Annotated in this window: 18 protein-coding genes and 1 riboswitch; of the genes, 9 read left to right on the forward strand and 9 right to left on the reverse strand. The window is 52.7% G+C overall.

Features of this window, described 5'->3' with window-relative positions:
• The first annotated feature begins 70 nt into the window (after positions 1 to 70).
• The 6 genes from B5D63_RS20040 to B5D63_RS20065 all read left to right on the forward strand — a co-directional run bounded on the left by B5D63_RS20040 (position 71) and on the right by B5D63_RS20065 (position 10757).
• The gene (locus B5D63_RS20040) at positions 71 to 1540 is read left to right on the forward strand and encodes a DUF5691 domain-containing protein (protein WP_078670626.1); all 1470 of its coding nucleotides are present in this window, start codon (positions 71 to 73) and stop codon (positions 1538 to 1540) included.
• 13 nt (positions 1541 to 1553) lie between these two features.
• Positions 1554 to 2633 carry an ATP-binding protein gene (locus B5D63_RS20045; RefSeq protein WP_078670627.1) on the forward strand — a complete coding sequence of 360 codons (1080 nt, stop codon included), beginning with the start codon at positions 1554 to 1556 and terminating at the stop codon, positions 2631 to 2633.
• A 15-nt stretch (positions 2634 to 2648) separates the two neighbouring features.
• On the forward strand, positions 2649 to 5024 hold the full coding sequence (locus tag B5D63_RS20050) for a DUF5682 family protein (RefSeq protein WP_078670628.1): 2376 nt from the start codon (positions 2649 to 2651) through the stop codon (positions 5022 to 5024).
• Positions 5024 to 6157, forward strand: a complete 1134-nt coding sequence (locus B5D63_RS20055) for a VWA domain-containing protein (protein ID WP_078670629.1) — start codon at positions 5024 to 5026, stop codon at positions 6155 to 6157. The genes B5D63_RS20050 and B5D63_RS20055 overlap by 1 nt, the downstream gene beginning before the upstream one ends.
• 18 nt (positions 6158 to 6175) lie before the next feature.
• A complete protein-coding gene (locus B5D63_RS20060) occupies positions 6176 to 9103 on the forward strand; it encodes a DUF4132 domain-containing protein (protein ID WP_078670630.1) in 2928 nt (975 codons plus the stop codon).
• A 67-nt stretch (positions 9104 to 9170) separates the two neighbouring features.
• On the forward strand, positions 9171 to 10757 hold the full coding sequence (locus B5D63_RS20065) for a beta-N-acetylhexosaminidase (protein ID WP_078670631.1): 1587 nt from the start codon (positions 9171 to 9173) through the stop codon (positions 10755 to 10757).
• A gap of 127 nt (positions 10758 to 10884) precedes the next feature.
• Here B5D63_RS20065 and B5D63_RS20070 read toward each other — a convergent pair whose 3' ends face one another.
• Positions 10885 to 11517: a hypothetical protein gene (locus B5D63_RS20070; protein ID WP_078670632.1), complete on the reverse strand. Its 633-nt coding sequence runs from the start codon at positions 11515 to 11517 to the stop codon at positions 10885 to 10887.
• Between the two features lie 3 nt (positions 11518 to 11520).
• Positions 11521 to 11697: a hypothetical protein gene (locus tag B5D63_RS35080; protein WP_159456086.1), complete on the reverse strand. Its 177-nt coding sequence runs from the start codon at positions 11695 to 11697 to the stop codon at positions 11521 to 11523.
• Between the two features lie 279 nt (positions 11698 to 11976).
• On the opposite strand from B5D63_RS35080, the gene B5D63_RS20075 reads away from it, so the two are divergent.
• Positions 11977 to 12264 (forward strand): hypothetical protein, encoded by a 288-nt coding sequence (locus B5D63_RS20075; RefSeq protein ID WP_078670633.1) that lies wholly within the window; start codon positions 11977 to 11979, stop codon positions 12262 to 12264.
• Positions 12265 to 12297: 33 nt separating this feature from the next.
• On the opposite strand, the gene B5D63_RS20080 is transcribed toward B5D63_RS20075, so the two are convergent.
• The 3 genes from B5D63_RS20080 to B5D63_RS20090 are packed head-to-tail and all read right to left on the reverse strand — an operon-like array spanning position 12298 to position 15181.
• Positions 12298 to 12969: an MgtC/SapB family protein gene (locus B5D63_RS20080; RefSeq protein ID WP_078670634.1), complete on the reverse strand. Its 672-nt coding sequence runs from the start codon at positions 12967 to 12969 to the stop codon at positions 12298 to 12300.
• Positions 12970 to 13018: 49 nt separating this feature from the next.
• The gene (locus B5D63_RS20085; RefSeq protein ID WP_078670635.1) at positions 13019 to 13882 is read right to left on the reverse strand and encodes a pirin family protein; all 864 of its coding nucleotides are present in this window, start codon (positions 13880 to 13882) and stop codon (positions 13019 to 13021) included.
• A 12-nt stretch (positions 13883 to 13894) separates the two neighbouring features.
• The gene (locus B5D63_RS20090) at positions 13895 to 15181 is read right to left on the reverse strand and encodes a hemolysin family protein (protein ID WP_078670636.1); all 1287 of its coding nucleotides are present in this window, start codon (positions 15179 to 15181) and stop codon (positions 13895 to 13897) included.
• Positions 15182 to 15575: 394 nt separating this feature from the next.
• Between B5D63_RS20090 and B5D63_RS20095 the strand changes: the two genes are divergently transcribed.
• Positions 15576 to 16556 (forward strand): sulfite exporter TauE/SafE family protein, encoded by a 981-nt coding sequence (locus tag B5D63_RS20095; protein ID WP_078670637.1) that lies wholly within the window; start codon positions 15576 to 15578, stop codon positions 16554 to 16556.
• Between the two features lie 11 nt (positions 16557 to 16567).
• Here the strand turns inward: B5D63_RS20095 and B5D63_RS20100 are convergent, their stop codons facing one another.
• The gene (locus B5D63_RS20100) at positions 16568 to 16897 is read right to left on the reverse strand and encodes a NirD/YgiW/YdeI family stress tolerance protein (protein ID WP_078670638.1); all 330 of its coding nucleotides are present in this window, start codon (positions 16895 to 16897) and stop codon (positions 16568 to 16570) included.
• A gap of 147 nt (positions 16898 to 17044) precedes the next feature.
• Between B5D63_RS20100 and B5D63_RS20105 the strand changes: the two genes are divergently transcribed.
• On the forward strand, positions 17045 to 18256 hold the full coding sequence (locus tag B5D63_RS20105; RefSeq protein ID WP_078670639.1) for a dicarboxylate/amino acid:cation symporter: 1212 nt from the start codon (positions 17045 to 17047) through the stop codon (positions 18254 to 18256).
• Here the strand turns inward: B5D63_RS20105 and B5D63_RS20110 are convergent.
• The 3 genes from B5D63_RS20110 to B5D63_RS20120 all read right to left on the reverse strand — a co-directional run bounded on the left by B5D63_RS20110 (position 18207) and on the right by B5D63_RS20120 (position 21954).
• The gene (locus tag B5D63_RS20110; RefSeq protein ID WP_078670640.1) at positions 18207 to 19385 is read right to left on the reverse strand and encodes a trans-sulfuration enzyme family protein; all 1179 of its coding nucleotides are present in this window, start codon (positions 19383 to 19385) and stop codon (positions 18207 to 18209) included. The genes B5D63_RS20105 and B5D63_RS20110 overlap by 50 nt on opposite strands.
• Before the next feature lie 175 nt (positions 19386 to 19560).
• A riboswitch (SAM riboswitch) is annotated at positions 19561 to 19671 on the reverse strand.
• A 71-nt stretch (positions 19672 to 19742) separates the two neighbouring features.
• A complete protein-coding gene (locus tag B5D63_RS20115; RefSeq protein ID WP_078670641.1) occupies positions 19743 to 20663 on the reverse strand; it encodes an NAD-dependent epimerase/dehydratase family protein in 921 nt (306 codons plus the stop codon).
• A gap of 61 nt (positions 20664 to 20724) precedes the next feature.
• Entirely contained in the window at positions 20725 to 21954 is a 1230-nt protein-coding gene (locus B5D63_RS20120) for a YdcF family protein (RefSeq protein WP_078670642.1), read from the reverse strand.
• Positions 21955 to 22027 lie beyond the last annotated feature (73 nt).

Here is a 22027-nt window from a genome sequence, read left to right on the forward strand (position 1 = left end):
GGGAAAGCCCGGTCGTCTGCCCGAAAAACAAAAGACAAACGGCACCTTAACAACTTTTAAGTAAACGACGATGCAGTCCTGGAACGACATCATAAATATAGCCCTGTTGGGCACAGCCAAAAAACAACCGGACACCGGCAGCCTCCCCGGCCCGCTCCAGGCCGCAGCCGGCACTGTGCTGGCCGCGCCGGAAACAGACCGGGAAGAGCAGTTCCTGCAACTGGCCGCGCTCGTGTTCAACTATCGGCAAAGCGGCGCCATGGCCACGGCCGGCGGCCCCTCCACCATGACGGTATGTCCGCCGGAAACCAAAACGTATTGCAGCGCGACCGCCATCCAGGCCCTCCATCATACGCTGGACAGTGAAAACATCCCGCTGCTGACCCTTTGGATGGAACTATGCACCCGCCACCAACAGATACTTCCACCGGAATACCTGCCGCGTATCCTGGAGAATGCCAGCCGGCATAAATCCCTGCGCAACCTCGCAGCCGCCTGTTGCGGCAAACGTGGCGAGTGGCTCGCGCAGTTCAACCGGGAATGGAACTTCTCCGTGGTGGCAGACACCACCGAAGAAATGTGGGAGAACGGCACCACCGCACAACGGCTGGATGCCCTTACCCGCATCCGCCGCGAACAGCCGGCCGATGCCCGTGCCCTACTGCAGGCCACCTGGCCGCAGGAAAGCGCCGCCGTAAAAGCGGAACTGCTCGGCGCCCTCTCCACCGGCATCGGCATGGAAGACGCCCCCTGGCTGGAAGCGCTGCTGAATGAAAAAAGTAAACAGGTAAAAGAAGTTGCCCTCACCCTGCTGAAGAAAATCCCCGGCAGCAGCCTGCATGAACAATACCGGCTGATACTGGAAAACTCCATCCGGACAGACCACAAAGGCAAAGTGACGGTGACTGCCGCCATCCCGCCGGACACGGAGATCTTCAAAACAGGCATCGATAAACTCAGCAACAATGCCCGCGTTTCTGACGATGAATACATCCTGTCACAACTGGTGGCATTGGTGCACCCGAGGATGTGGGAAGAACATTTTAGCGCTTCCTTTGAAGAAGTGGCCGACCTGTTTCATCAGCAGAAAACACTGAAACCTTTTGTGCCCTCGCTGGTACAGGCGATCAGCTGGTTTGCCGATGAAAAACGCGCCCTTTCGCTGGTACAGCACAGCGATACCTTTCACATGACGCTGCTGCCGCTGTTGCCGGCCGATCAGCAGGACACCTATATCCTGCAGCACTTCGACGCCCACAGCAGCCTGGTGATGAACTATGTAGGGCAACTGCAACAGGTATGGAGCGAAGAACTGGCCATGAAAATACTCCGGTTCTGCGCTAAAAACCCTTACACTTACTCACAACGGACAATGGGCGATTTTATCACGCTCATCCCCGCTTCCGTGAAATCCGCACTGGATGAGATCTCTGCGGAGAACGAGAACTACCAGACCTACTGGAAATCCATTTCCATGCACCTGGTGGGCCTTTTACAGATTAAAACATTCATTCAGCAATCATTTACCAAAAACAGCTAAACTATTATATACCATGTCTGATACCTTACGCCAACACGCAGAGGCACTCTACGCCACCGAACTGGAAGAGCTGAAAAAACAGGACAGCGGCAAACGACCCCATAACTGGCTGATGTCGCCGCAAGCTGTGGTGACTTACCTGATCGGCGGCAAACTGAAAAACGGATTTGAGGTGAGCCCTAAATATATCGGCAGCAAAAGACTGATGGAAATTGCGGTCGCCACCCTGGCCACCGACCGCGCCCTGTTGTTGTACGGTCTGCCCGGAACCGCCAAAAGCTGGGTCAGCGAACACCTGGCGGCCGCCATCAGCGGCGACTCCACCCGTATCGTACAAGGCACTGCCGGCACCAGTGAAGAGAGCATCCGTTACGGCTGGAACTATGCCCGCCTGCTGGCAGAAGGACCTTCCCGCCAGGCGCTCGTGGAAACACCGGTCATGCGCGCCATGCAGGAAGGTAAAATCGCCCGTATTGAAGAATTGACGCGTATTGGCGCCGATGTACAAGATACACTGATCACCATCCTCTCTGAGAAAACATTGCCCATCCCGGAACTGAACAGTGAAGTACAGGCCGCTAAAGGTTTTAACCTGATCGCCACGGCCAACAACCGTGATAAGGGCGTCAACGAACTGTCCAGCGCACTGAAGCGCCGTTTTAACACCGTAATACTACCCGTGCCCGGCACTATGGAAGAAGAGATAGACATCGTGAAGAGAAGAGTGGAAAGCTTCGAGAAAGTGATGGAACTGCCCGCCGAAAAGCCCGCGCTGGAAGAGATACGCCGCATTGTTACCATCTTCCGCGAACTGCGCAACGGGGTGACGGAAGACGGCAAAACAAAAATCAAATCGCCCGGAGGCACGCTCAGCACCGCTGAAGCCATCTCCGTTGTCAATAACGGTTTAACCCTCGCCGCCTACTTCGGCGACGGCCGCCTCACCGCCGCCGATCTCGCCGCCGGTATCATCGGCGCCGTAGTAAAAGACCCGGTACAGGATAAACTGGTATGGCAGGAATACCTGGAGACTGTTGTAAAAACCCGCGATGAGTGGAAAGATGTATACCGTGCCTGCCGCGATTTGCAATAACCTAACCGTGTAATCATGTCTGTTCATATACTTGGAATCCGGCACCATGGGCCCGGCTCTGCCAGGAACGTTAAAAACTTCCTGGAAGCGCTGCAGCCCGATATTGTGCTGGTGGAAGGCCCGCCGGAAGCTGACAGCATCCTTTCATGGGCCGGCCATGAGGCACTCAAACCACCAGTGGCCATACTGGTGTACCAGCCTGATGACCCACAGCACTCCTGCTTTTACCCCTTCGCCGAATACTCCCCCGAATGGCAGGCGATCGGCTACGCCCAGCGGCAGCATATCCCCGTGCGGTTTATGGACCTGCCGCTGACACATGTTTTTGCCATCGGGAAAGAAAAACAGGCGGCTGCCGAAGCCGCCCTCCGGCAACAGGAAACAGCGGAACACCCCCCTGCGGGAACAGATGGTCCGGCCCCGGAACTCGCCCACGCCCGCGTACAGTCCCTCCCCGGAGAACCCGACCTGGAAGCTGTAATTGACAGCGACGAAGAAGAACTACCAGCCCAACAGCTGATCCCGGCCGCTTTCCGCCATGATCCCATCGCCTACCTCGCCCACGCCGACGGGCATGACGACGGCGAAAGATGGTGGGAACATATGTTTGAATACCGGCAACAGGACGACCAGGTGTTCGAGGCCGTCAGCGACGCGATGGAAGCCCTGCGCGACGAACTCCCCTCCCGCGGCAGCCGCATGGAACAGTTGCGCGAAGCCTGGATGCGTAAAATGATACGGCAGGCGGAGAAGGAAATGTACACCCGCATTGCCGTGATATGCGGCGCCTGGCATGCGCCCGCATTAAAAAATATGCCCACGCAGAAGGCAGATAACGATCTGCTGAAAGGACTGCCCAAAGTTAAGATAGATTGTACCTGGATACCGTGGACGTACAGCCGTTTGAGTTATGAGAGCGGTTATGGCGCCGGCGTGCCTTCCCCCGGATGGTACCAACATATCTGGGACCACCCGGCTGACGACGGCACCCGCTGGATGGCGCTGATAGCGAAGCTGTTCCGCGAACAGCAAAAAGACACTTCCGTTGCCCATGTGCTGGAAGCCGTTCGGCTGGCCAATGCACTGGCCTCATTGCGGCAGTACGCCCGCCCCGGTCTCGAAGAACTCAACGAGGCCACCCTCAGCGTATTGTGCAACGGAGAAGATGTGCTGATGCAGTTGATACGGGATGAACTGATCGTCAGCAACCGCATCGGACAGGTACCCTCCGATATTCCCAAACCGCCGCTGCAGACCGATATAGAGCGGTTGCAGAAAAAGCTGCGGCTGCCGCAGACAGCAGATTTTAAAGACTATGTGCTGGACCTCCGTAAAGACACGGACCTGGAGCGCAGTATCTTCCTGCATCGCCTGGAACTGCTGGGCATCCGCTGGGGCGACCGGCAGCAGACTTCCGGCAAAGGCACCTTTAAAGAACAATGGCGCCTGCAATGGGACCCGTCATTTTCCGTAGACATCATCGAAAAAGGCAGCTGGGGCAACACCTTACTTGAAGCGGTGACCCAATATATCCTGGACGTATCCGGTAAAACAGCAACCCTCCGGGACGTATGCCGGATGCTGGAATCCGCACTGCCGGCAGAACTGCCCAAAGTAGTAGACGCGCTGATATTAAGGATCAACAACCTCGCCGCCGCTGCCGGCGACGTGCTGCAACTACTGGAAGTCGTACCGTCGCTGGTAAACATCACCCGCTACGGTAACGTACGCAAAACAGACGCGGAGCTGGTGTTGAACATCGTGGAGAGCATGATCAGCCGGGTATGTATCAGCTTACCGGCCGCCTGCACCGCCGTAGGGGAAGATGCCGCGCTGGAACTGCTGGACCAGTTCCAGGCCATGAACGACGCCATCAACCTGTTGCAGCTTGCCGACCTGACCGCCGCATGGACCGGCACTTTACAGGCCATTTCGGCCAATAGCCAATCGGCCCCGGTGATCGCCGGCTACGCCTCCCGCCTGTTGTTCGACTTTAAAATACTTAACAGCGAAACACTTTTCAACCGCTTCAGTATGGCCATGTCCGTAGCCAACGCGCCCGCCGTGGCAGCTGCCTGGCTGGAAGGTTTTCTCAAAGGCAGCGGTACCCTCCTGCTACTGGACGATACCCTCTGGCAAATGGTATGTAGTTGGGTGGAACAGTTGGAAAATGATATTTTCATGCAGATATTGCCATTATTACGCCGCACCTTTTCTAACTTTACCGCCCCGGAAAGAAAAAAACTGGGGGAAAAAGTAACGACAGGAACCGGCGGCGGTCCGGCGCCAACCACCGCGACCGGCGGCATAGACGATACCCGGGCCGCCCTTGGCATCCCGGTGGTGATGAAGATGTTGGGATTTTTTCACCCTGAAAACCAGGCAGAATAATGGAAGAAAATATACGACGATGGCGGCTGATCCTGGGAGGCGACAACAATGACGGTACTGGTTTTACCCTCAATAAGACCGACCTTCAGGTAGACAAAACGCTGGAAGCCCTCTACGACAGCAACCGCAAAGGCGGGCTGGGCGCCTCGTCGCCCAACGTTAGCCGCTGGCTGGGCGACATCCGCAGTTATTTCCCCTCCTCCGTAGTACAGGTGATGCAGAAAGATGCCCTTAAACGGCTGGACCTCACCTCCATGCTGCTGGAGAAAGAAATGCTGCAAAACGTGGAACCCGATGTACACCTGGTCGCAACCCTGATGACCCTCAGCCGCGTGATCCCGGAAAAAACCAAAGACACCGCCAGACAAGTGGTAAAAAAAGTAGTGGACGAACTGCTCAAAAAGCTGTCGCAGCCCATGCAACAGGCCATTACCGGCAGTCTTAACCGGAGCATCCGCAACCGGCGGCCCCGTCACCAGGAAATCAACTGGGACCTGACCATCCGAAAAAACTTACAACACTATCAACCGGAATATAAAACCGTCATTCCAGAAACACTGATCGGCTACGGCCGTAAAAGATCTGCGCTCAAAGACGTAGTATTATGCCTGGACCAGAGCGGATCTATGGGCACCTCTGTAGTCTACTCCGGCATCTTCGGCGCAGTGATGGCTTCTATCCCTGCCGTACAAACGAAGATGGTAGTGTTTGACACGGCTGTGGCCGACCTGACGGAAGAGCTGCAGGACCCGGTAGAATTGCTGTTTGGCGTACAACTGGGCGGCGGCACTGACATCCATCTGGCGCTGCAGTACTGCCAGCAACTGATCACCCGGCCGGCGGATACCGTACTGGTAGTGATCACCGACCTGTTTGAAGGCGGCGATGAAACAGGCATGCGTAAACGCTTTACCGACCTGGCCGCCAGTGGCGTGCAGGTAGTGGTGTTACTGGCGCTCAATGACGAAGGCGCACCCTCATATGATCATGAAAATGCACAGTTCCTCGCTACACTTGGTATCCCGGTATTTGCCTGCACACCAGACAAATTCCCGGATATGATGGCCATGGCACTGAGCAAACAGGACATCGCCCAATGGGCATCCAGAGAGGAAATCGTCCTGAAAAAATAAAGAACCTATTTAAGCCTTATGCCATATACTAAGGAAACTATACTACCTTTTATCGAACGACAGCAACAGCTTTATGAAGACAGCGGCCAATCAGGGCTGCTGCAGGACGGGGTAGCTTTCCTTACCGGGCAAACCATTCTCCCTCCTGTATGCACCGATGCAACGGTCGCCCGCGAAATGGGCATCTTTGTACAGCTGCTGAAATTACCCGACCAGTGGGACGACAATGACCGGCTGGTGTTACAGCTGCTGGCCGATCCCCTCGTCTGGCAACATTGCCGGGAGCGGTTCCTGCAACACGTGGTGCCCATGCTGGACACACCCGGTTCCGCATCCGCCATCGTACTGCGCTTCAGCTACTTTACCAACTATCTCCAGCAAAGAGGATGCACCACCGAAGACATCGGCTCTATCCTGATCGTCTACTCCGGCGATGGCAACAACTTTGACCTGACACCGCTGAAATTCACGCCGCTGCGTAAATTCTTACAGGACCTGATCAAAAGCGCGGAGTGGCCCACCGTAGACGCTTACCTGCGCACCTGGAAAGACCATGGATGGAACTCCCTCTTTTTCCGGCTCCTGTCCAAAGGACATCCGGACCGCGAAATGGAGTACCTGGAGCATATCCTTCTCCAGCCCGGCAAAGGATTTGTCAACGTGGAGCTGTCACGCGTATTGCTGCATCTCAATCCCGACAAATACCGGCCGCTGATAGAAAAATCCGTCTCCCATCTGTCCTCTTTACCTGATTATACAGCACAATTGTGTGGTTATTATCTGCTGGCACACTATCAATCGGAACACTATGAACCACTACTGTTAAAAGCAGCATACGCCTATCTCCAGGAACAGAACAGCGGCCTTACCAGCCAGGCCTTCCGTCAGCAACAGGCCGCTATGGGCGGCACAACACAGCTGCCGGCGCCCGATGTGATAGCGGTAATACAACTACTGCGTCAGGACCGGCAACAGGCGCTCCCCTATCTCGATACCTATGTAGAGGAGCGAAAGTACCTGCACCCGGAAGTATTCCAGGTGATGCAGCAGGAACTGGGCAACCAGTCCGTTCCCCTGTTGCTCAAAGCCATCGACAACGATTACGAAGCCAAACATATTTTCCCGTTGCTCACGCAACTGGATGCGCCCCTCTATGCCGAAAGGCTCTGGGATTTCACCCTGCACAAACTGAAGTCTGTACGTACGCTCGTAGCCGTTATACTGGCAGACCATCCGCAGGCGCTGGAACGTGCCGGCGAGCTGTTACAGCATAAAAAAGCAGAACAAAGGCTTACCGCCGTGCAGATACTCTGCAGGCTCAATACACCGGAAGCCAAACAGCTGCTGCAACAGGCCCTCCAGCAGGAGATCAACGACGATGCCCGCGACCTGATGCTGGAAACGCTCGGCCAGACTTTAGCCGAAGAAGACGATATCACCACTGCACAACAGCTGGTGGCCTTTGCGAAAAAGAGGTTCAAACTTTCCCGTCCGCTCGAAAAATGGCTGGACGACAGCGCACTGCCACCAGCCTATTTGGTCAACGGCGCCGCGCTGAACCTGGACATGACGCGTTTTCTCCTTTACCGTATGTCGCGCGTGGACGAGTTCCGCCCCGATATCGAAGCCCGGCCGCTCCTGCGACTGATAGACCGCTCCCGCAGCGGCGAATTCGCCATGCACCTCTTTCACCTGTACCTGTCCCGCAACGGCGACGCCAAAACAAAATACCTGCTGGCACTGGCCGGCCTCACCGGTGACGATGCGCTGGCAGCGACGCTGGAGCAGGCCGTCATGCAATGGATCAGTGAAAAAAGGCTCCGCATGGCCGAACATGGCATTGGCGCGCTGGCGCTGCATGGCAGCAAACAGGCGCTGCAAACGGTGGAGTACCTGTCCCGCAAATACCGTGTCCGTAAATCCAATATAGGCGCGGCCGCACTAGCCGGTATGCAGTATGCCGCCGCTGAACTGGGCATCACCATACATGAACTGGGCGATCGTATCGTACCAGATTATGGTTTCAAAGGTATGTTCCTTCCTTTTGAAGTAAAAGGAGACATCTACCAGCTGTATATCGACCAGCAGTTCAAACCTGCTGTTATCAATAACAGGCAAAGAAAACTGAAATCCATCCCGGTGGCCACTCCGGCCCATACTAAAGAAGCCATCAAACAGCTGGGCAAGGCCATCGCCGAAACCGTAAAGCTGCAGACCGCCAGGCTGGAACATTTCCTCGTAGTACAGCGCAAATGGGAGCCGGCGCAATGGCAACAGTGTTTCCTGCACCATCCTATCATGTTCGTATATGCCACACGGTTACTCTGGGCATTGTACGACGCGCAGGACCAGCTGATCACCGGTTTCCAGTGCCGTGATGCCGATCACCTCACCGACCTGCAGGGGCAGCCGGTAACGATTCCCGCCGGCGCTTCCATTCGTGTGCTTCATCCACTGTACCTCAGCAGCGAAGCGCTCTCCCAATGGAAACAACGCTTTGCCGAAGATGGTATTGAAGCCGTATTTCCGCAGCTGGACAGGCCCGTGGCCGCCATTCCGCCGCAGCAGGCCGACACCACGCTGGTACATGACTTTGAAGACATCGCCCTCGAAAGCACCCTGCTCAATAAACACATGGAACAAAAAGGCTGGAAACTCAGTGAAGGCAGTGACGGCAAATATGTGTATGCCTATCACAAAACAGATGACGAAAACCAGCTGGAAGTAATTGTGGAAATGAGCAGCATCTATAAAGAAGAAGGTTTCCGGTACAAACTGGGCACCCTCTATTTTGTGGACAAAACCAAAGTGCGGCAACGCTGGTCCAGAAATCCGGACAAAGAAACGGATGACTGCCTCCTGCCCCTTGGACACGTACCGCCTGTGTTCTATTCCGAGGCGATCACCGATATAGCCGTTTCACGGGAAAAGGTAGAAGTGGCCTGAGGCATTTAAATATGAGATTTTTTTGTATTTTATCGCTCGTTAGATTTGTGAACAATAAAATACATATATGCTCAGATTTCAATCCATGGTTATCAGCAGTTGCCTGTTGCTGGCCGTGACTGCCAAAAGGTTGCACGCACAACGCCTTATACCGCAACCAACGCAGGTAACCACTACCACCGGCGTTTTTAAACTCTCCGGTACTACTGCCATCGTCGGTGGCAAAAGTGCCGGAGAGGCTAAATACCTCCAGGAAGCCTTTAACGACCGCACCCATCTGAAGCTTCCCATACAACCTGCCGCTCAAAACAATTATATCCGTTTATCACTGGACGAAAAGCTGGATTCTACCCTGGGCAAGGAAGGCTATCTCCTGAAAGTAACTCCTGCCGGGGCCACCATCACCGCCGCAACCAATGCCGGTGTGTTTTATGGCATCCAGTCCCTCCAGCAGCTGATCGGCTTCAAAGACGAAGCCTTCGTGATCACCGGCGTGGAGATAAAGGACAAACCCCGCTTCGGCTGGAGATCTTTTATGCTCGATGAAGGCCGTCATTTTAAAGGCGCAGCAGCCGTAAAAAAACTGCTCGATGAAATGGCCGCCCTGAAAATGAACACATTCCACTGGCATCTGACAGACGATCAGGGCTGGCGCATCGAAATCAAAAAGTATCCCCTGTTGACTAAAGTGGGTGGTCACCGTGACTCTACGCAGACCGGCAGCTGGAACAGCACCACCTATGACGGCAAACCACATGAGGGTTTCTATACACAGGAACAGGTCCGCGATATTATCGCCTATGCCACCGCCCGTCATATTACCATTATCCCGGAAATAGAGATGCCTGGGCACTCCGCCGCGGCCATCGCCGCCTACCCCTGGCTGGGCACCAAACAAACGCCCATCAGGGTACCGGGGAAATTCGGCGTACACTACGATGTCTACAACGTAGCCGATCCGAAAGTAGTCACCTTCCTGCATGATGTGCTGGATGAAGTGATGCAGCTCTTCCCCTCCAAAGTTGTCCATATTGGAGGCGATGAAGTAAAGTATGACCAATGGAAAGCCGATGCCGGCGTACAGGCATATATGAAAGCACATCAACTGGCGACTCCCGCCGACCTACAGATTTATTTCACCAACAGCATCTCCGCTTACCTGGCCGGTAAACAACGCCGGATGATGGGATGGAATGAAATCATGGGCGCCAAACTGCACGAATACAATGACAGCAAAGACGTAGGCACCACCCAGCTGGCCCCCGGTACGGTGGTACAGTTCTGGAAAGGAGAACTGAAGCTGATCAATGATGCCGTATCAAAAGGATACGATGTGGTCAACTCCTACCATGCCGCCACCTACCTCGATTACAATTACGAACAGATACCGCTGGAAAAAGCATACAGCTTCGACCCCATCCCTGCCGGGCTGGATGCCAAATACCACGCTAAAATCCTGGGTACAGGCTGCCAGATGTGGGGAGAATGGATTCCCGATGAAGTGTCAATGGAAGAGAGAGTATATCCCCGCATTGCAGCCTATGCAGAGGATGGCTGGACATTGCCTGCCAATAAGGACTTCAAGGCTTTTGAGAAAGCGCTGCAGCGTTTTTATGCCCGCTGGAGCAACAAAGGAATTGTGTATCACAGATAACAAACATTTAGAGATTTACGGATTTTGGAATTTTGGGATTTTGGGATTTTGGAATTTTGGAATTTTGGGAATGATCAAATAAAATCCCAAAATCCCAAAATTCCAAAATCCGTAAATCTCTAAATATTTATTGGGTTTTCAACGTATAGCCGTCACCGGATTTTACCAGCTTGTACCTGATAATTTTACGGGCATCCGTAGTCAACGCGTGCTGCTGCCCTTCTTCAAAAGCCGGGTATGTCCGCACCAGTTCGTTCTTTTGAACGAAGAAAGAATCTCTTCCCCGGTAATCTTTTGCGTTTAAGCTGTCAACATCGCTGGTATTGATTTTCAGCGCTCCATTCTTCCCGATCACGAGGCCATACACACTTTCGTTCAGCGCCGCACCACCGGAAATACTAAAGACATATATCTCCGGCTGACCATCTTTGTCGATATCCGCCACAGCTACTCTGCCAACGTTTCCCTTTATATCTTTTTCAATGATAGTGTCCATCCGGGATGAGTCCCTGATGGTGCCGATGCCTATGTAGAGGTTGCGCAGTGTGGCATCTCCCCTGGTCGAAATGCTGAAGCGATAATCTTTATACGTTGTATCCAGCTTAAAAGTGGGCCTGTCTTCCGTTGGCGCAGGTGTCGGCGCCCTGGTGGTATCGTTCGCCTGGTCCTGATTGCCCCTTTGTTCTGTCATTTGATTACAGGCAGCGAAACTAGCGGCGAAACAGCCATATACCAGCCAATATTTTACATGCTTCAACATATTTTATTTTTTGTGTTTGACCGATTTGTGTTCCTTTCGATTATGCGTAGTATCTGAACCTTTGAAATCCTGCTCTTCATTTTTACGGCTGTCGAGGTTATCACGGATTTCAGGTTTAGGCATGTTGCTCACAGGCATCTGCTTGCTCTGATGGGTATTTTCACTTCTTGTTCTTTTCATAAACCAGTATTTTGAGGTGAGTAATACAGGAAGCGTCACAAATGCAGTGCCTTAGTAGCGCATTTACTACTGACAGCGGTTTTACAGCTCCGCCGTTGTCTCGCCGGTTCCCCTGAATGACGGTCAAAATCCACACTGTGGGCCGGATCAGTACCTGTGGCGATGTTTGGGTTTGCTTGCCACAACAGGTCATTCTCAATGGCTTATCATCATTGATCTGGAAAAGATAAATTTCAGCATGATATTGGTCATCTGTTTTCTGACAAAAAAACAGATTTTATGAAGAACCTTCCTGCTACAATCGGACTCATGATCGTATTGTTTGTATTCTTTCTGTTCCAGGGCAACGCTGACCACACCGTACAGGCTAATCCCATGAATCAGGATGAGCTGGTGACACAGGCCGGGTACCAGGAGCTCCGGCAGGACACCCTTCCTCCTAAGATGAGGGATACCATCAGTCCTGCGCGAAAAGCGAAGAAAGAAAAGAAAGAGATGAAAGAGATGAAGAAAGACATGAAAAAACATCAGCGCGATAGTGCCTACAAAAAGGACTCGATCATGTGACGTAATTTCTGCCCTGACAATGTCAGGGCTTTTTTATGCGCTCCAGGAAATTTCCTTCACACCGTTGTCAGCCTGAATATCTGCTACCAGGGAGGCAAAGGTGGTTTTATCCAGGTTTTTGAAACGAATACTCAGCAGAAAGAGCGTATCTGTCTGTTCGATATTGCAGCCGGTGATGGTGAGTGTGCTGTTATGGAAAAGTTTGTCGATCAGTTCTGCTGATTTGCTTCTTTCGAAGGTGACGATGCGGATACTTTTATGTTCAAAGCGGGAGAGGAATCTTTTTTCGATGGGTTGTAATGCCCAGAGGATAACAAGAGCGATCATGGTGGCGATCAGTGCCGCGAAGTACATCCCGCCGCCGGTGGCCAGTCCGATGGCCGCCACTGTCCACAGGCCCGCGGCTGTGGTGAGGCCTCTGATAACGCCCTCTTTCAGAAAGAGGATGGTACCTGCGCCGATGAAGCCGATGCCGCTGATGACCTGCGCAGCCACCCTGGAGGGGTCCAGTACTACGTTGGGCCTGCCGAGAATATCTTCAAAACCATAGGCAGACACCATCATAGTGAGGGCGGCGCCTACGCACACCATCATATGGGTACGTAAACCGGCGGCCCAGTCTTTCCGTTCCCGCTCCAGCCCTATCATACCGCCAAAAACAGCGGCAAGCGAAAGCCTTAACAGTATTTCCGTCCATGGGATCATACTGTTAAAGTTACTGTATTATTCTGTAACGAGAATGGCTGTACGTTAATTACGCTTCCAGGGTGCCGAAGAGCCCATTTTTATAGTCAGCGATCGCCTGGTCCACTTCTGTGGCGGTGTTCATGACGAAGTTGTCTTTTGCCGCCACCGGCTCATTGATCGGTTCCGCGCAGAGGTAAAGAATGCGGGCCGTTTCGCTGCAGGAGAGCTGTATGTCTGCTGCGGCGTCTTCCTTATCGAAGATCACGAGGTGGTAACCGTTGACAGCCGTACCGTTGACCGTCAGCTGCCCGTCCACCACATACAGCAGTGCCCAGTAGCCTGGCGTGGCATTGAGGGTGACTGATTTCCCTGCGTTGATAGTGCCCCATACAGCGATGATGGGGGTGAAGTTCTGCAGCGGGCCGGTTTTACCTTCGTAGTTACCGCTGACAAGCGACAGCTGCACTCCGTCGGCCTGCGCCACGGGCGGCATGTCTGCGCCTTTTACATATTGATAGTAGGGATCGTCTCCTTTGCGGGCAGCGGGCACGTTGAACCATAGCTGCAGCAGTTCGTAGTGGCCGCCTTTGCGCAGAAAGTCTTCAGAAGGACCTTCGCTGTGGAGGATGCCTTTACCGGCGAACATCCACTGCACGTCGCCGGCGGTCACTGTCATGGCGTTGCCTGCGTTATCGCGGTGATAACCTTGTCCCTGCAGCATGAAGGTGACCGGTGCAAATCCGCGGTGCGGATGCGGGTGCAGCCGTTCTGCCGGAGCGCCCGGTTCATAATATTTTGCGGGCATATGGTGCAGCACGATAAAAGGGCTGGCAAAGCGGAACTGCATGGAAGGCAATGGTTGCCTTACGACTTCGGTTTCGGTGATGTGTTTTTCCCGGCCTTCAATGACGTGCAGGATTTTCTTTTCCATATGGCAATCTTTTTATCGGATCAACTTCAAACGCGCTTTTTCAACTGAACTACGGAACATCTTGAGAATCAACACCTCGTAATCTTCCATTATCAATACCTCTCCTTCTTTCGGGATGTTGCCGTGAATGTAGTTGATTAAACCGGAGAGCGTTTCATAATGTTCACTTTCCGGCAGCGGTACCGGCAGTAGCTCGTTAATATCGGCAATGTATTCGTGGGCGTCCACGAGGTAGGTGTTTTCGTCTTTTTTCTCTACGATGGGCGTTTCCTGGTCATGTTCGTCCTGGATATCGCCTACCAGTTCTTCCAGGATGTCTTCCATGGTGACGATACCTTCCGTATCGCCGAATTCGTTGGTGACGACCGCCATTTGCAGGCGCTGGCTCTGGAAAGTACGGAGCAGGTCTTTGATCTTCATGCTGTCCGGCACGTAGAAGCAGGGTTTGAGAATATCCTGTATGTTGGTCAGCGTTTTTTCAAGGACGCCTTTAACAAGGTCTTTTGTATAGATAACACCTTTCAGTTCATCGAGGGTGTTGCTGTATACCGGGTAACGGGAGTAGCCGTCTTTGATCACCTGGTCAATCAGTTCCTGGAAGGGTTTGGTGATATCGAGCGCAGAGATGTCTTTCCGGTGGGTAAGGATTTCTTTTACACGGCTGTCGTCGAATTCGAACACGTTCTGGATCAGTTCGCGTTCGGTTTCTTCGATGGCGCCCCCCTCCTGGCTTTCCGAGATGATGAGTTTCAGTTCCTCTTCAGAGTGGATTTCCGACTCTCCTGCCGGCGCCAGGCCGATCAGCCGGAGGATACTGTTGGCCAGGCCGTTCAGCAGCCAGATAAACGGGCGGAAAATCACGAAAAAGAACCGTAGCGGCAGCGCTACCGTCAGCGTGGTGGGCAACGGTTTCCGGATGGCCATCGATTTGGGGGCCAGTTCACCGAAAACGATATGCAGGATGGTGATGGTGAGAAAAGCGACCGGAACGGCAATATTGTGCGCCGTGCTTTCCGCCATGCGGATATGGAGCGTGTCCATCAGGCGGAGTATCAGGGTGGTTACCACGGACTCTCCCACCCAGCCGAGGCCGAGGGAGGCGAGGGTAATACCCAGCTGTGTGGCCGCCAGATAGCCGTCAAGATTGCTGAGGATGTGTTTGGCCGCCGTTGTGGCCCTGTTCAGGCCGCCTTTGCTGTTGATCTGTGAAGAACGTACTTTCACGATGGCAAATTCCGCCGCTACAAAAAATCCATTTAATAAAACTAAAAAACAAGTCAGAAAAACCTGCAAAAGCATGAATGTGGTAATTGGTTCGCAACCCCAAATATAGGTAAATCAATCTTTATGCGTCTGTTTTTCTTCTCGCGGAGTTCACGCAAAGCACGCAAAGGAGCAAAGAGCGCAAAGATTTTTTAAGATTAGATAAGAAAGCGAAGGAGCGGAGATCAAAGGGGGAGATCAAAGGGGAGATCAACAGGGATCAAAAAGAGATCAAATTTGATCTCCGCTCCTTTGCTTTCTCTGCTCGCTTATATGATCTTTGCGCTCTTTGCTCCTTTGCGTGCTTTGCGAGAACTCCGTGCTTTGCGAGAACTCCGTGCTTTGCAAGAAAAAAAATTTCCCATATAGTCTACTAATCTCATAGAGTTTATGTATTTTGTGGAGAATTTGGCTGGCATATTATTTTTAAATGGAGAAAGAAACAACTTCACTGGTCACCACAGTGTCTGCGGAAGAAGCGGCATTGAAGCCCTTGCTGGTTGGCGGGGCGGTGACAGGCGGCAATACCGCCGCCGCGGTTAAAAAGCAGCGATGGATTTACTGGTTAACGGGCATCCTGGTACTGGCGGTCACGCTGGCACTTGTGTGGTATTTTGTACCGGAGTTCAGGCTACATGTAGAAGACGTACCGTCCACTTTTTATTATTTTCTGGCAGCAGGCTTCCTGTTTGCCATGATAGACGGGGCTATCGGCATGTCTTATGGCATCACCTCCACCACTTTCTCCCTCAGTATGGGTATCCCGCCCGCCTCGGCCAGCACGGCGGTGCATATATCGGAGATCCTGAGCAACGGCATTGCCGGATGGATGCACTTCAAAATGGGCAATGTCAACAAAAAGCTGTTTAAAATCCTGATCATCCCCGGTATTACCGGTGCGGTGATCGGGGCCTACCTCCTCTCCTCCCTGGAGCATTATTCGATGTATACCAAACCGGTGGTATCGCTGTACACATTGATCCTGGGCTCAGTGATCCTCAAAAGGGCCATCCAGGCGCAGCGTGCGCATAAGACCGGAAAGAAAATAAAACGTATCGGGCTGCTGGGCTTTGGCGGCGGCTTTATCGACGCCATCGGCGGTGGCGGATGGGGCTCCATTGTGCTCTCCTCCCTGATTGCCGGCGGCCGGCATCCGCGCTTTTCCCTGGGCACGGTGAAGGCTACCCGTTTTTTTATCGCCATGCTCAGCTCTCTCACTTTTGTGGCAGCCCTGTCGCATGTTCATTGGGATGCGGTACTCGGACTGGTGATCGGCAGCGCGATAGCATCTCCTATCGCGGCCAGGGTGTCCAATAAAATATCTGCCAAAACCATTATGATGGCCGTATCGCTTATCGTGATCGCTGCCAGTATCAAGAGCATCTACGGCTTCGTATTTAAAATATTGTAATCAGCATCTATCTAATCATGCGTTACAGGCCGGTTAGCCGTCAAGGTGACCGGCCTGTTTATTCCATATTGCACCAGTGCCTCCACAATTACCTCCTCCCTGTCGCTGAAAGGCTTTTCCGGCAGGAACTTATCGGCGATGTCCACCCTTATCTCCGCCGTACGGTCTTCCAGCAGATAAGTGGACTTACCGACCTTATCAGTGATATAGCCGCGGATCTTTACCGTTACGCTATCAGTCGTCAGCTGTCGCGCATATTTCAGGACCTCTCCGATGGTATAGTATTTCTTCTGCGCCAGAAAACACAACGGTAATAATAAACCCAGTAACAAACATTTCATATGGACGATGTTGGTTTGATAGTGTAACAATCAAAAGAGGGAAAAGGTTACACGTATAGGCGCCAACGTTGTGACAAAATGCTGAAATTCATATTTAAATAATATGAATGAAATGTACTAGCTTTCGGGGATAATAAATTTCCTTGTATGGAAGTCCTCAAAAATTACCGTGGTATATTCTGGCTGTTAGGCGGCATTATGGCTGGTTCCATCGCCGGGCTGCTATTGGGTCCCCGTGTAGGGATCATCAAACCTATTGGCGATATTTTCCTGAATCTCTTGTTCACGGCTGTGATACCATTGGTATTTTTTGCCATTGCCTCCGCTATTGCGCATATCGACGCGTCGCACCGGCTGGGCAGGGTATTGGGCGTAATGTCGCTCATATTTCTGAGTACGCTGCTGATCGCCGCTTTCCTCACCATTGTGGCAGTATGGATATTTCCTATTCATCAGAAAGTGGTACTGGCGCCGATTGCTGAACCCGGCAGTACCGGTACTTTTGGGGACCAGCTTACCCGGCTGCTGACCGTCAGTGAGTTTTACGAATTGCTTTCCCGTAAGAACATGCTGCCGTTTATTATTTTTTCCGTGTTGATTGGTATGGCCGCTATGCGGGCGGGTGAGCGGGGCGCCTCTTTCCGGCGTTTCCTGCATTCAGGCAACGAGGTAATGAAAGACCTGCTGACATTACTCATGAAGGCCGCGCCACTGGGACTGGGCGCCTATTTTGCCTACCAGGTGGGCACTGTAGGGCCTCAGCTGTTTGGCACCTATGCTCATTCATTGGGTATCTATTATGGTTTCGGCACTATTTATTTCCTGGTCGGCTTCAGCTTCTATGCTTTTGTGGCCGGCGGTTTCAAAGGAATCAGGACCTTCTGGAAAAACAATATCATTCCTACCCTCACCGCGGTGGGCACCGGCAGCAGTATTGCCACGATCCCGGCCAACCTTGAAGCGGTACACAAGATGGGCGTACCTGCGTCTGTGGGCAATGTGGTAGTGCCGTTGGGCGCCACGCTGCATAAAGATGGTTCCAGTATCAGTTCCATCATCAAGATGGCAGTGGTTTTCGCAATGTTCGGCAAGGGGTTCGACAGTGTCAATGTGATCGTCATGGCACTGGGCATTACCGTCATCGTCAGCATTGTGGAGGGCGGTATTCCCAATGGCGGATATATCGGTGAATTACTGGTGATGTCGGTATATGGCTTTCCGCCGGAGGCGCTCCCGCCGCTGATGGTCATCGGCACGCTGGTAGACCCGCTGGCCACCATCTTAAACGCGACGGGAGACAACGTAGCTGCTATGCTGGTAACCCGGTTTCTGCCAAAGCGGCCTGCGGTAAGTGTTTAAAGGCCTGCTCCAGATCGGCGAGCAGGTCGTTCGCTTCTTCAAGACCCACCGATAAACGTATCAGGCTGTCGCTCACACCGGCAGCTTTTCTTTTTTCCGCCGGAATAGATTTATGGGTCATGGTAGCGGGATGACTGAGGAGACTTTTGATACCGCCCAGGCTTTCCGCGAGTTTAAAGTAACGGGTATGGGTAACGAAAGCCGTGGCGGCTTCGGCGTTGTCTTCTTTCAGGGTAAAAGAAATGATACCGCCAAAACCTTTGCTTTGCTGTTTGGCCAATGCATGGCCGGGGTGGGACGGCAGGCCGGGATAAAACACTTTGTCGACCGCCGGATGCTGTTCCAGGTATTCCGCCAGGACCTGTGCCGTAGCCACATGCTGACGGATGCGCAGGTGCAGGGTTTCGATGCCGCGTATCAGCAGAAAGCTGTCGAATGGCGACAGGATGGCGCCACAGGCGTTCTGGTAAAATTTAATTTCCTCTCCCAGTTGCGGTGTTTTGGAAACCACCACACCGGCAATCAGGTCACTGTGGCCACCGAGATATTTCGTAGCGCTGTGGATCACCAGGTCTGCCCCCAGGGCCAACGGTTGCTGCAGTACGGGTGAAGCGAAGGTATTATCCACACAAAGCAGACAGTTGCTCGCTTTGGCGATGCGGCTGATGGCCGCAATATCCGAGATCTTCAGCGTAGGGTTGGTGGGTGTTTCCAGCCATATCAGGCGGGTATTGGGCGTAATCGCCTGGAACACCGCCTGCGTATCGGAGGTGTCCACATAGTGTACTTTAATACCGAATTTCTCATATACTTTATGAAAGAGGCGGAAAGCGCCGCCATAGATGTCGTCTACGGCTACAATTTCATCCCCGGCTTTCAGCAGTTTGATGACTGCGTCTATGGCCGCCAGCCCACTGGCAAACGCAGAAGCAGCCGCTCCGCCTTCAAGGCCGGCAATGATTTTTTCTGCTGTTTCCCGGGTGGGGTTGTTGGACCTGGCATAATCGTATCCTTTGTTAACGCCGGGAGCATCCTGTACAAAAGTGGATGTCTGGTAGATGGGAACAGCGATAGCGCCTGTTTGCGGATCTACGGGAATAGAATGGATCAGTGATGTGATGGTGCTCATCTTTACTTGTTTTTTAATTTGATGAAAAATGAATAAACAAGTTCTTATGCAGCGCCCACCAAGAAATTTGGGTATCTGGTTATTGAATTATTTAAAATAAAAATGCAGCGAGATGGATCATCTTCGCTGCATTCCAATAATAAAATATCTAAATAAAATAATAATCAAATGTAGATACTTATCTTTCCCGGCTTCGCCGGGATGGATGCAGCACCTTTCATCAGTGCCATGATGAAGGTTGCTAAGGTATCGTCGGGCCATTTCCCTCCTCCTTTCTTGATAAGCGATTGAAAGAACTGCTGCAAAGATAGGACACAAATTCAAACTGCCAAATTTATTTCCTACAATTTTTGTAGACTATTGCTGTTCCAGGGTGAGCTTCACTCCTTCTTCATAGGAAGTGGGTTTCATATTAAAGTGTTTTTCGAATTTGGAAGAATCGAAAATATAGGGGTAGTTGTTTTGATACAACATCTCTCCCAGTTCCCGGATGGTGGTGTCGAACAAACCGGAAACGCCGATCAGGAAGCCGTTCAGCTTCATATACTTCGGCTTCACGCCCATCTGTGCTGCAATGAGCGCCATATACCCTTTCCCGTCGGGAGCCGGATTGCTGGTGGGCAGGTGCCATACCTGGTTGAAAGAGGATTCATCCTGCGAGAGCAGGTAAAGTCCTCTGCCGGCGTCGGGGGTAAACGTATAGCTGTGGGTGACATTATCTTTCCCGAGCCACATGGCGGAACTGTTTTTCCGGAATTTATCGATGATCAGCAGGTTGAGGAAGCCGGTCTTATCGGCGCCGGGGCCATAGAAATCAGCCGCCCTTGCGATGGTGGCGGTAAGGCGGCCGGCTTTTACCTCGTCCATCAGCTGGGTAGCAATGGCGGCACGGATCTTTCCTTTTTTGCTGACGGGGTGATAGGACTCAGACTCTTTCATCGGTCCGTTGACTAACCCGTAGGGGTATACGTTATCGAAGAAGATCAGTTTAGCGCCTTCCGCTTTGCAGGCTTCGATGACGTTGGTCATAATGCGGGGCCACAGGGCGCCCCATACTTTATGGTCATATTTCAGTCCGGCAGTAAGGAAGACCACTGTGGCGCCGGCCACGGCGCGGCGTGTTTGGGCAGCGTCCGTGATATCGGCGGCCACCAGGTCGGTGATACCGGCAACAGCCTGTGGAGAGCGGCTCACCAGGCGTACCTGTTTTCCGTTTTTCACCAGTTCTTTTGCCAGTTCATTAGCGATGACGCCACCGGCGCCGAGGATAGTGTACATGTTATATGTTTTATGAACAAAAAGGAAGACGATTCATCATGCTGCACATTGTATGCCGCGATCAGGGATCGAGCGGGTCCATGGAATTAGCCTGCAGTGATTTCAGGTCGGGCACAAAAGAGAGATAATACAGGTCAGCCTGCTGAATCTCCGCTGCCGGTTGATAGTTCAGTTCCTCTTCACAGCGTTTGCTGAACACCGGGCTGCTGACATAATAGAGTTGCAGTGCATCCGATACGCATAACATCCGCTTCTGCAGGGGCATGCCGCTTTTCCAGGCAATGCGGACAGCATTGCGCACATTGGTGGTGGTATGCCGGGCATGGGGCTCCACGATGATAGCGTCTGCCGGAACTTTCAGTTCATTGACCATATATTTCTTCATCTCCACGGCTTCCGCATAAGGTGTCCCGAACGGATGCACATGTCCGCCGGAAACGATGATAAAAGGCGCGCTTCCTTTGTGGTACATCTCCGCCCCGATGCGGCAGCGGTTTTTGCCGGCGTCGCTGATAGGGTCGTTGTTACCCGGGCCGGCGCCGGGTATGAGCAATGCGGAGTAGGTGTATTTGTCCCAGCTGACCGATTTCACCTTCGCATAGGCGCCGGCGTTAGTCTCTTCCAGTGGCATGTACCGGGCGCACTCATCGTGTTTGTTAAGTACCAGCAGTCCGGTGGCCACTTCCAGCGACGGTTGAAAAAACAGCGAGGCACGTGTTTTTTTACGGACCACGGTGCGCAACAGCTGCGTCAGTGAGTCTTTGTAAGCCGGACTTTCCACGTAGAAAGCAGCCGAATCTATTTTAGGGTATCGTAGTCCTTTATTGGTCGTATAGGCATTGAGGATATAGTTCACGCCATGGGCGGCATCCTGCCAGGCCTTCGTCAGCAGCGTACTGTCGGGGTCGGCGGCATATAGCTGGAAAAAGCCGGAGCGGCGCATATGTTGCAGGAGGAGGCCCATTTCCCGGGGGTGCTGTTGCAGCATTTGTGTCCAGTGGGTGCTGAGCCGGGCGATGGTAGCATCATCAAACCGGAGGCTTTCCGGCGTGCGGGACGACTGCAGTTTCTTGCGGAAGATGTTGTTCCATTGTTGCTGGGTAGCGTCTTTCGCCAGGAGGCCGTTGACTTCCGGCAGTTGCTCCAGCAGGGTAAACAGGTAAAAATTCCTGTTGACGATAATGTTTTTTGCATTCAGCAGGCGGTAGCCGGGATCTGGTGCGGGGAACTGAGCGGAAGCAGTCAGTATGCCGGAGCATATCAGCGCTGTAATCCAGAGATAGTACTTCATATCGTCCTCGAAAGTGTTGTTGATTAGAATAGAACGGCAATGTACAAATTACCTTTAAATAACATTTACTTGA

This window comes from Chitinophaga eiseniae (assembly GCF_900167135.1).
Taxonomy (GTDB): domain Bacteria; phylum Bacteroidota; class Bacteroidia; order Chitinophagales; family Chitinophagaceae; genus Chitinophaga; species Chitinophaga eiseniae.

Bases quoted from the DNA above. Each gene is read 5' to 3' on its own strand.
- B5D63_RS20040 (WP_078670626.1), top strand. From the start codon at position 71: ATGCAGTCCTGGAACGACATCATAAATATAGCCCTGTTGGGCACAGCC.
- B5D63_RS20045 (WP_078670627.1), top strand. From the start codon at position 1,554: ATGTCTGATACCTTACGCCAACACGCAGAGGCACTCTACGCCACCGAA.
- B5D63_RS20050 (WP_078670628.1), top strand. From the start codon at position 2,649: ATGTCTGTTCATATACTTGGAATCCGGCACCATGGGCCCGGCTCTGCC.
- B5D63_RS20055 (WP_078670629.1), top strand. From the start codon at position 5,024: ATGGAAGAAAATATACGACGATGGCGGCTGATCCTGGGAGGCGACAAC.
- B5D63_RS20060 (WP_078670630.1), top strand. From the start codon at position 6,176: ATGCCATATACTAAGGAAACTATACTACCTTTTATCGAACGACAGCAA.
- B5D63_RS20065 (WP_078670631.1), top strand. From the start codon at position 9,171: ATGCTCAGATTTCAATCCATGGTTATCAGCAGTTGCCTGTTGCTGGCC.
- B5D63_RS20070 (WP_078670632.1), bottom strand. From the start codon at position 11,517: ATGTTGAAGCATGTAAAATATTGGCTGGTATATGGCTGTTTCGCCGCT.
- B5D63_RS35080 (WP_159456086.1), bottom strand. From the start codon at position 11,697: ATGAAAAGAACAAGAAGTGAAAATACCCATCAGAGCAAGCAGATGCCT.
- B5D63_RS20075 (WP_078670633.1), top strand. From the start codon at position 11,977: ATGAAGAACCTTCCTGCTACAATCGGACTCATGATCGTATTGTTTGTA.
- B5D63_RS20080 (WP_078670634.1), bottom strand. From the start codon at position 12,969: ATGATCCCATGGACGGAAATACTGTTAAGGCTTTCGCTTGCCGCTGTT.
- B5D63_RS20085 (WP_078670635.1), bottom strand. From the start codon at position 13,882: ATGGAAAAGAAAATCCTGCACGTCATTGAAGGCCGGGAAAAACACATC.
- B5D63_RS20090 (WP_078670636.1), bottom strand. From the start codon at position 15,181: ATGCTTTTGCAGGTTTTTCTGACTTGTTTTTTAGTTTTATTAAATGGA.
- B5D63_RS20095 (WP_078670637.1), top strand. From the start codon at position 15,576: ATGGAGAAAGAAACAACTTCACTGGTCACCACAGTGTCTGCGGAAGAA.
- B5D63_RS20100 (WP_078670638.1), bottom strand. From the start codon at position 16,897: ATGAAATGTTTGTTACTGGGTTTATTATTACCGTTGTGTTTTCTGGCG.
- B5D63_RS20105 (WP_078670639.1), top strand. From the start codon at position 17,045: ATGGAAGTCCTCAAAAATTACCGTGGTATATTCTGGCTGTTAGGCGGC.
- B5D63_RS20110 (WP_078670640.1), bottom strand. From the start codon at position 19,385: ATGAGCACCATCACATCACTGATCCATTCTATTCCCGTAGATCCGCAA.
- B5D63_RS20115 (WP_078670641.1), bottom strand. From the start codon at position 20,663: ATGTACACTATCCTCGGCGCCGGTGGCGTCATCGCTAATGAACTGGCA.
- B5D63_RS20120 (WP_078670642.1), bottom strand. From the start codon at position 21,954: ATGAAGTACTATCTCTGGATTACAGCGCTGATATGCTCCGGCATACTG.